Below are 7,985 nucleotides of genomic sequence, written 5' to 3'. Positions count from 1 at the left end.
GGGGGGCGGGGGGCGGTGTGTTGGGGGCCCCCCGGGGGCCCCCAACCACCCCCCCGGGGGGGGGGTGGCCCCCCCCCCCCGGCGGCTTCCTGGGGTGGAGCTGCCGGGTCAGCCGGCTACTCGCTCGGCGAGGGCGTCGCCGATCTGGTCGGTGGTGCGGAACGTGCCGTCGCGCTCCGCGAGGTCGGCGGTGACCGCGTCCTCGACGCGGGCGGCCCGGTCCTCGTGGCCGAGGTGGCGCAGCAGGAGGGCCACGGACAGGATCGTCGCGGTCGGGTCCGCCTTGCCGGTGCCGGCGATGTCCGGGGCCGAGCCGTGGACGGGCTCGAACATGGACGGGAAGGCGCCGGTCGGGTTGATGTTCCCGGAGGCGGCGAGGCCGATTCCGCCGGTGACGGCGGCGGCCAGGTCGGTGAGGATGTCGCCGAAGAGGTTGTCCGTGACGATGACGTCGAAGCGCTCGGGCTGCGTGACGAAGAAGATCGTCGCGGCGTCGACGTGCAGGTAGTCGGTGGTGACCTCGGGGTATTCCCGGCCGACCGTGTCGAAGATGTTCTTCCACATGTGGCCCGCGTACACGAGGACGTTGTTCTTGTGGACCAGCGTCAGCTTCTTGCGGGGGCGGGAGTTGGCCCGCTCGTACGCGTCGCGCACCACGCGCTCCACGCCGTACGCGGTGTTGACGCTGACCTCGGTGGCCACCTCGGCGGGGGTGCCGGTGCGCAGGCTGCCGCCGTTGCCGGTGTACGGGCCCTCGGTGCCCTCGCGGACCACGACGAAGTCGATCTCCGGGCGGCCGGCGAGCGGGCTGGCCGTGTTGGGGAAGAGCTTCGACGGGCGCAGGTTGATGAAGTGGTCGAAGGCGAAGCGGAGCTTCAGCAGCAGGCCGCGTTCCAGCACGCCGGACGGGACCGACGGGTCGCCGATGGCGCCCAGCAGGATCGCGTCGTGGTGCTTGAGGGCTTCGAGTTCCTCGTCCGGGAGGGTCTCACCGGTGCGGTGCCAGCGCCGGGCGCCGAGGTCGTACTCCTTGGTCTCCAGCTTCACATCCTGGGGCAGGACCGCGGTAAGGACCTTGAGGCCCTGAGCCACGACTTCCTGGCCGATGCCATCACCGGGGATCACTGCGAGATTGATGCTGGTCGACATGTCGGAACCGTACTCTCCATCCCAGCCCTCAGACATATTGCGTCCACCATGTGGACGCAATATGTCCCCGGACCGGGCTTCGTCCTGTACCTCGCGGCGCGCTTCAGTGGCCGGTGGAGCCGCCGTTGTCACGGCGGTCGAGGGCACGCTGGAGGGCGGCGGCGGCGTTCTTGCGGTCGGCGTCGGCGGAGGAGGAGTGGCGGACGCGGCGGGGGGCGGTGGATGCGGTCATGGTGATCGACTCCTTGAGATCACGGCGTGGCGGGGCCACGGATGAGGGGTTCCTTCAAGGCGCCGGAAGAGGCGGGGAGCCATGCGCCGCAGGGGTTGCCTGCTCGGGGCGCGCGCTCTCGACCGCCATTCGCCTGATCGGCGAGACGTTCGGCTCCTACAAAGCTAGGGCAGCTCCGGTTGTATGTCTCCGCAATTAGTCGGGCTTCCTACTATCTGAGACGGCCAAGCCCTCGGAAGGCCCGGTTCCGGGTCTCCGATTCAGACCGTCTCGGAACGAAGTTCCCTGATCAGAGCCCTTACAGCGAGAGTGGACGCGGATTCCGGCGTGGTGACGTATCCCACGCGCCTCACGGGCCCCGAAGGGCCCAGACCGGTGATGTCCACGGCGTCCGTGGCCTCGCGGAGCGACAGTCCGGGCAGGATCGCCATGCCGAGCCCGCGCCCGACCATGGTCAGCACCATCGCGTCGTCCTCCGCCTTGACGGTGGCGCCGGGGATCCAGTCCTGCGCCCGCCACCAGTCGCGGGTGTACGAGCCGCAGTTCTCGTCCCAGTCCAGCAGGGGCAGCGACCGCGGATCCGGGTGCCCCGCCGGGTGGACCAGGGCGTACTCCTCCTCCACGAGCTCCCCGGTCAGCAGTCCGGGGAGCGCCGGCCGCCCGGGGCCGAGCGTGGCGAGCGCCAGGTCCGCACGGCCGGCCGCCACCTCGCCCGCACCGCCCGCACCGAGCTCGCGCACCACCCGCACCTCGGGCCGGATCCCGGGGTGGCGTGCCCCGAGCCGTTCCAGCGCCGGGGGCAGCAGGTGCAGGGCCGCGCTGCGGAACGCCGAGATGCGCAGCACCCCCGTCGCGGCGCCCTCGTCGCCGGCGCCCCGGCCCGCGGCGCGCACCTCCGCGCCGAGGTGTTCGTACAGCCGCAGGATGCGCCGGGCGAGGGCGACGGCCCGCTCCCCCGCCGGGGTGGGCGTGGCGCCGCTGCGGCCGCGCACGAAGAGCACCGCACCGGTCTTGGTCTCGCTGCCGCGCACGGAGTGCGAGACCGCCGACTGGGTCAGGCCCAGCCGGACGGCCGCGGCGGAGAAGCCGCCGGTCTCGGCGACGGCGACCAGGACCCGGAGTTCGTGCGGAGCGAGCTCGGCCACGACGGCCCCCACCTCGTTCTATGAGCAGTGTTCATGGATGTGCGGCTTCCATGAACCCAACCCCCTGCCCACACCGGTGATTCCTTCCTAACGTCCTCGCCATGACCACGAACCACACCGCTCGCGCCGTCCACCAGATCGCCCGCCCCGCCGGCTTCCCCGCCGCGACCGACTTCGCGTACGTCGAGACCCCGGTCCCCTCCCCCGCCCCGGGCACCGCCCTGGTCGAGAACCTCCTGCTCTCGGTGGACCCGTACCACCGCGGGCTGATGGACGGCGGCGAGGGCGGCTTCGAGCTGAACACCCCGCTGGAGGGCCGCGCGGTGGGCCGGGTGACCGCCTCCCGCGACCCCGGACTGCGCGAGGGCGACCTGGTCTTCCACCGCGAGGGCTGGCGCACCCACGCCCTCGTCACCCTCGGCGCGAACGGCACCCGGAAGCTGCGCGGCCACGCCGGCGTCCCGCTGGAGGCGTACCTGGGCATCCTGGGCGGCACCGGCCTCACCGCCTACGCCGCGCTGACCCGGACGGCCGCGCTGCGCGAGGGCGAGGACGTCTTCGTGTCCGCCGCCGCGGGCGGGGTCGGCACCGCGACCGGCCACATCGCGCGGCTGCTGGGCGCCCGCCGGATCATCGGCAGCGCGGGCTCGGCGGCGAAGGTCCGCCACCTCACCGGCGTGCTCGGCTTCGACGCCGCGTTCGACTACCACGACGGGCCGGTCGGCGAGCAGCTCGCCCAGGCCGCGCCCGACGGCATCGACGTGTACGTGGACAACGTGGGCGGGGACCATCTGGCGGGCGCCATCGACGTGCTGCGCGAGTACGGGCGGATCGCCTGGGTCGGCGCGATTTCGATGTACAACGGGGACCGTTCCCCGGCCGCGCCCCGCAACCTCTTCGAGGTCGTACACAAGTCGCTCCGCCTGGAAGGGGTATTGGTTCGCAATCACACCAATCTGCAGGACGAACTGGAAGACTTCCTGGTCCCCCATCTGCGCAGCGGCCGCATCGGCACGGACACCACCGTTGTACAGGGGATCGACCGCACGGTGGACGCCTTCCTCGGAATGCTCCGGGGGGACAATCTGGGCAAGATGCTGGTCCGTCTCGGGGACTGATTCGAGCCACCCGGATGTTCACCGTTTTCTTACCGCACGGACGTAGACCTTTGGGCCGGCGCCCGCCACCCTTTCGCTCGATGTGCCAGCGGGGCACGCGAGTTGGAGGCGAGTGGCCAGTGACACCGATCAGCCGCAGGGGTTTCGTGGGAATCGGCGCCGGGCTGGTGGCCGGTGCCGCCCTGCCCGCGATCACGCCGACGTCGGCGGCCGCGGCCGCAGCGAGCGGCACGATCACCGACGTGAAGCACGTCGTGATCCTGATGCAGGAGAACCGCAGCTTCGACCACTACTTCGGCAAGCTGAAGGGGGTGCGCGGCTTCGGTGACCACGCCGCGGGCAACATCCCGGGCGGCTGGGGCACGTTCAACCAGCCCAACTGGGGCGGCCGCCAGTACCCGTGGAAGCTGTCCGCCACGCCGCCGGCCGGCGGCGTGGACGGCGCGACCCTCGCCCAGTGCAGCGGCGACCTCCCGCACAGCTGGACCTCGCAGCACGCCGCCTGGAACAAGGGCCGGATGGACAACTGGGTCCTCGGCGTCGGCAACACCCGCACCCTCGGCCATCTGGACCGCGGCGACATACCGTTCCACTACGGGCTCGCCGACCACTACACGATCTGCGACGCGTACTTCTGCTCCACGCTGAGCGCGACCGGCCCGAACCGCACCTTCCTGTGGAGCGGCAAGGTCGACGCGGGCAGCAAGGACGGCGGCGACGAGTCGGGGCTGACGTGGGAGACGTACGCGGAGGCCCTCCAGCGCGCCGGCATGAGCTGGAAGGTCTACCAGAACGCCCAGGACAACTACGGCGACAACGGTCTGGCCTACTTCAAGAAGTTCACGGACGCGGCGCCGGGCAACCCCCTGTGGGACCGCGGCATGGGCTCCGTCCCGAAGGTGACCGGTTCCACTCCCGACGACATCGCGGCCGCCATCCGCGCCGATGTCGTCGCCGGCACGCTGCCCCAGGTCTCCTGGGTCGTCGCGAACGAGGCCTTCTCCGAGCACCCGTACGCCCCGCCCGGCGACGGCGCGCACTTCGTGGACCTGGTCTACCGGGCGCTGGCCGCGAACCCCGAGGTCTTCGACTCCACCGTCCTGTTCCTGAACTACGACGAGAACGACGGCTTCTTCGACCACGTCCCGCCGCCCATCGCCCCGCCCGGCACCCCTGACGAGTACATCGACGGCGTCCCGATCGGTCTCGGCTTCCGCGTCCCGATGCTCGTCATGTCCCCCTGGACGCGCGGCGGCTGGGTGAGCTCGGAGGTCTTCGACCACACCTCGGTGCTGCGCTTCATGGAGACCTGGACGGCGGCCCTGGGCACCCCCGCGACCTGCCCGAACATCAGCGCGTGGCGCCGCAAGGTGGTCGGCGACCTCACCGGCGTCTTCGACTTCGCGCACCCGGTGTACGGGGTTCCGGCCGGACTGCCCCCGACCTCGAAGGTCATCGGCCAGTCGACCTGCGGCCCGCTCCCCAACCCGGCACCGCAGGACAACGCGCTTCCGGCGCAGGAGGCCGGCACCCGCCCGGCGCGCGCCCTTCCGTACCAGGTGAACGGCAACCTGGACCGGTTCGAGTTCGGCGCGGCCGGCAAGATCCTGGCCTGGTTCTCGATGTCCAACCAGGGGGCGCAGGCGAAGCAGGCGGCGCACTTCTCGATCCACCCGCACCAGTACCGGGACACCGCCGCCTGGGAGTACACGGTCGACCCGGGCGCGACGTCGACCGACTGGTTCAGCATCGGGCTCGGCAGCGGCTCCGGGAAGTACGACATCTCGATGTACGGGCCGAACCGCTTCCTGCGCCGGTTCATCGGCGACGCGTCGAAGGCGGGCAAGGCCATCGAGGTGGCGTCCCGCTTCGCGGTGGAGCCGGGCACGGGCAAGACGGCGATCTGGTTCAAGATGACGAACACCTCGGCGGCGCCGGTCACCTTCACGATCCGTGCGAACGCCTACCGCTCGGACGGCCCGTGGACGTACACCGTGCCGGCGAACTCCTCGCGCGAGGACTTCTTCAACTCGGTCGCCTACAACAACGGCTGGTACGACTTCACGATCCTCGCGGACAGCGACGGCACCTGGTCGCGCCGCTACACGGGCCACATCGAAACGGGCGCACCGAGCATCAGCGGCTCGTAGCGCCCGCCGGAGCGCACCGGACGGCCCCGGAGCACCTAGAGCACGTCGCCGTTGCGCCAGTCGAACCACAGGCCCTCGGCGGGGTGCGGCAGGGCCCCGCCGTCGGGCACCCACAGGTACGTCGAGCCCTCCTCTTCGGGGAGGGCCCGCGGGCCGGGGGGCGCGAGGGTGCCGATCCGTCCGCCCCACACGGTCCAGCCGCGGGCGTCGTACAGCGCGGCCCCCGCGTCGGAGGCGGAGAGGGCGCCGAGGTCGTAGGCGCGTGCGATGACGTCCTCCAGCGCGGCCATGACCCGGGCGCCGAGCCCCTGCCGGCGCCGGTCCGCCCGCACGGCCACGGCCTCGACGTACCCGGTCCGCAGGGCCCGCCCGTGGTGCACCACGCGGCGCTGCACCACGCTCCCGTGCGCGACGAGCTCCCCGTCCCGGTGGACGAGGGCGTGCATCCCGCCGAGGGCGTGTTCGAAGTCCGCGTCGCAGAAGTCGCCCTCGAAGGCCCGGTCGAGCAGTGCACGGATCCCGGCGAGGGCGTCCGGGCCGAGCCGGGAGGTGTGCAGGAGGCGGGTGTGCGCGTCGCTCATGCCCCCAGTCTGGCGCGCAACCGCACCGGTTCGTCCGCCGCCCGGGGGCTACGGGGCCTGGTGGATGCGGGTCAGCAGGGCCGTCAGCTGTTCGCGTTCGGCGGGGGTCAGCGGGGAGAGGAACTGCGCGTTCGCCGCTTCGGCCAGGGCCGCGCAGCGGGTGAGGGCGGCCGCGCCCGCCGCGGTGAGGGTGACCGCGTTCTTGCGGCGGTCCGCCGGGTTCGGGGCGCGCAGGACGAGGCCGGCGCCTTCCAGCCCGTTGAGGAGCCCGACCAGGTCCTTGGGGTCGATGCCGAGCAGCCGGCCGAGGTCGGCCTGGGCCACCGGGCCGTGTTCGGCGGTCGCCGCCAGTACCGCGTGGTGGGCGAGCTTCAGCCCCTCCGCGGCGAGCGCCTCGGCGACCAGGCCGCGGCCGCGGGCCGCGACGCGGCCGACGAGCCAGCTCGGCAGGGACTGGATGTGCGCGAGGGCCGACGTCATGGGCCCAGCCTAGCAATTCGTTGGCACTCCCCACGATTTTGTATATCGTTGGGGCACCCAATGAATCTGACCCGGTCGGGAGGCCCTGTGCTGCGCATCCGTTACGAGATCCCCGGCGGGCCCGAGGTGCTGTTCGCCGAGGAGGTCCCGGTCCCCGTGCCGGGCCCCGGGGAGCTGCTCGTACGGGCCGAGGCCGTCGGGGTGACGCTGCCCGTCGTCCGCAGGCTGCGGGAGGCGGCCGAGCCGGTCGCGCTGGGCGGGGAGGTCGCCGGCACCGTGGCCGCTCTCGGCGAGGGGGTGACGGGCTTCGCCGTCGGGGAGCGCGTCACCGGGCTGTGCTTCGGCCACGGCTACGCCGAGTACGCCGTCCTGAACACCGCGATGGCCTCCCGGGTGCCCGCCGGAGCCACCTCGGTGGACGCGGTCGCGCTCGTGCGCAGCGGGCTCGTCGCCCGGGGCGCCTGGGAGGCCGGGCGGATCCGGCCCGGGGAGTCGGTCCTGGTGACGGCCGCCGCGAGCGGGGTCGGGAGCCTGGCGCTCCAGCTGGCCCGGGCGGGGACCGCCGGGCGGGTGGTGGCCGCCGTGTCCCGCCCGGAGAAGGCGGAGTTCGTGCGCGGCCTCGGCGCCGACGAGGTGGTGCTGTACGAGGACCCCGCCTCCTGGGGCGCCCCGTACGACGTCGTCCTCGACGGGGTCGGCGGCGAGTTGCTCGGCCCCGCCGTCCGGGCCCTGGCCACGGAGGGACGGCTGGTGGCGTACGGCTCCGGCGGCGGCACGGTCGAGGCGTACGAACTGCTGGTCCGCGGCGCCTCGGTGACCGGTTTCCAGATCCGGGCGGTCGCGCAGGGCCGGCCCGCGACGTACGAGGGCTGGCGGCGGGCGCTGTGGGAGGCGTACGCGGACGGATCGTTGCGTCCGGCGGTGCACGAGGAGATCCCGCTCGCGCAGGCGGCCCGCGCGCACCGGGTCGTCGAGGAGCGGCGCAACCTCGGCAAGGTGGTCCTGGTCCCCTGAGGCGGGGGGCCTAATGGAACCGCCCCCCGGACGGGCGTGGGGGGTCCCGGACCGGGGCGGGGGGCCGCGGGGCGGGGGCACCCGGGGCCGGTGTCGGATAACCCACAACCCGCCCC

Annotated in this window: 8 protein-coding genes; 3 read left to right on the top strand and 5 right to left on the bottom strand. The window is 72.8% G+C overall.

Going from position 1 to position 7,985, the window contains the following annotated elements; translation table 11 throughout:
* Nucleotides 1-108: 108 nt before the first annotated feature.
* From ACFXA3_RS24555 to ACFXA3_RS24545, 3 genes are all read right to left on the bottom strand, one after another.
* Nucleotides 109-1,149 carry a 3-isopropylmalate dehydrogenase gene (locus tag ACFXA3_RS24555; protein WP_385190165.1) on the bottom strand — a complete coding sequence of 347 codons (1,041 nt, stop codon included), beginning with the start codon at nucleotides 1,147-1,149 and terminating at the stop codon, nucleotides 109-111.
* A 103-nt stretch (nucleotides 1,150-1,252) separates the two neighbouring features.
* Entirely contained in the window at nucleotides 1,253-1,381 is a 129-nt protein-coding gene (locus tag ACFXA3_RS24550; RefSeq protein ID WP_376196722.1) for a hypothetical protein, read from the bottom strand.
* Between the two features lie 260 nt (nucleotides 1,382-1,641).
* Nucleotides 1,642-2,526 carry a LysR family transcriptional regulator gene (locus ACFXA3_RS24545; RefSeq protein ID WP_385190162.1) on the bottom strand — a complete coding sequence of 295 codons (885 nt, stop codon included), beginning with the start codon at nucleotides 2,524-2,526 and terminating at the stop codon, nucleotides 1,642-1,644.
* Between the two features lie 101 nt (nucleotides 2,527-2,627).
* Between ACFXA3_RS24545 and ACFXA3_RS24540 the strand changes: the two genes are divergently transcribed.
* On the top strand, nucleotides 2,628-3,644 hold the full coding sequence (locus tag ACFXA3_RS24540; RefSeq protein ID WP_385190159.1) for an NADP-dependent oxidoreductase: 1,017 nt from the start codon (nucleotides 2,628-2,630) through the stop codon (nucleotides 3,642-3,644).
* A gap of 119 nt (nucleotides 3,645-3,763) precedes the next feature.
* Entirely contained in the window at nucleotides 3,764-5,794 is a 2,031-nt protein-coding gene (locus ACFXA3_RS24535; RefSeq protein ID WP_385190156.1) for a phosphocholine-specific phospholipase C, read from the top strand.
* A gap of 35 nt (nucleotides 5,795-5,829) precedes the next feature.
* Here ACFXA3_RS24535 and ACFXA3_RS24530 read toward each other — a convergent pair whose 3' ends face one another.
* Nucleotides 5,830-6,375, bottom strand: a complete 546-nt coding sequence (locus ACFXA3_RS24530; protein ID WP_385190154.1) for a GNAT family N-acetyltransferase — start codon at nucleotides 6,373-6,375, stop codon at nucleotides 5,830-5,832.
* Between the two features lie 48 nt (nucleotides 6,376-6,423).
* On the bottom strand, nucleotides 6,424-6,855 hold the full coding sequence (locus ACFXA3_RS24525; RefSeq protein WP_385190151.1) for a MarR family winged helix-turn-helix transcriptional regulator: 432 nt from the start codon (nucleotides 6,853-6,855) through the stop codon (nucleotides 6,424-6,426).
* Between the two features lie 87 nt (nucleotides 6,856-6,942).
* Between ACFXA3_RS24525 and ACFXA3_RS24520 the strand changes: the two genes are divergently transcribed.
* Nucleotides 6,943-7,869, top strand: a complete 927-nt coding sequence (locus ACFXA3_RS24520; protein WP_385190149.1) for a zinc-binding alcohol dehydrogenase family protein — start codon at nucleotides 6,943-6,945, stop codon at nucleotides 7,867-7,869.
* Nucleotides 7,870-7,985 lie beyond the last annotated feature (116 nt).

Origin of the sequence: Streptomyces sp. NPDC059456 (genome assembly GCF_042750055.1) — a bacterium.
In the GTDB taxonomy this organism is placed as follows: Bacteria; Actinomycetota; Actinomycetes; order Streptomycetales; family Streptomycetaceae; genus Streptomyces.
Note: the sequence above shows the minus strand (reverse complement) of the source record. Positions and strands in the feature narration are given on the sequence as shown.

Bases quoted from the DNA above. Each gene is read 5' to 3' on its own strand.
- ACFXA3_RS24555 (WP_385190165.1), bottom strand. From the start codon at position 1,149: ATGTCGACCAGCATCAATCTCGCAGTGATCCCCGGTGATGGCATCGGC.
- ACFXA3_RS24550 (WP_376196722.1), bottom strand. From the start codon at position 1,381: ATGACCGCATCCACCGCCCCCCGCCGCGTCCGCCACTCCTCCTCCGCC.
- ACFXA3_RS24540 (WP_385190159.1), top strand. From the start codon at position 2,628: ATGACCACGAACCACACCGCTCGCGCCGTCCACCAGATCGCCCGCCCC.
- ACFXA3_RS24530 (WP_385190154.1), bottom strand. From the start codon at position 6,375: ATGAGCGACGCGCACACCCGCCTCCTGCACACCTCCCGGCTCGGCCCG.
- ACFXA3_RS24525 (WP_385190151.1), bottom strand. From the start codon at position 6,855: ATGACGTCGGCCCTCGCGCACATCCAGTCCCTGCCGAGCTGGCTCGTC.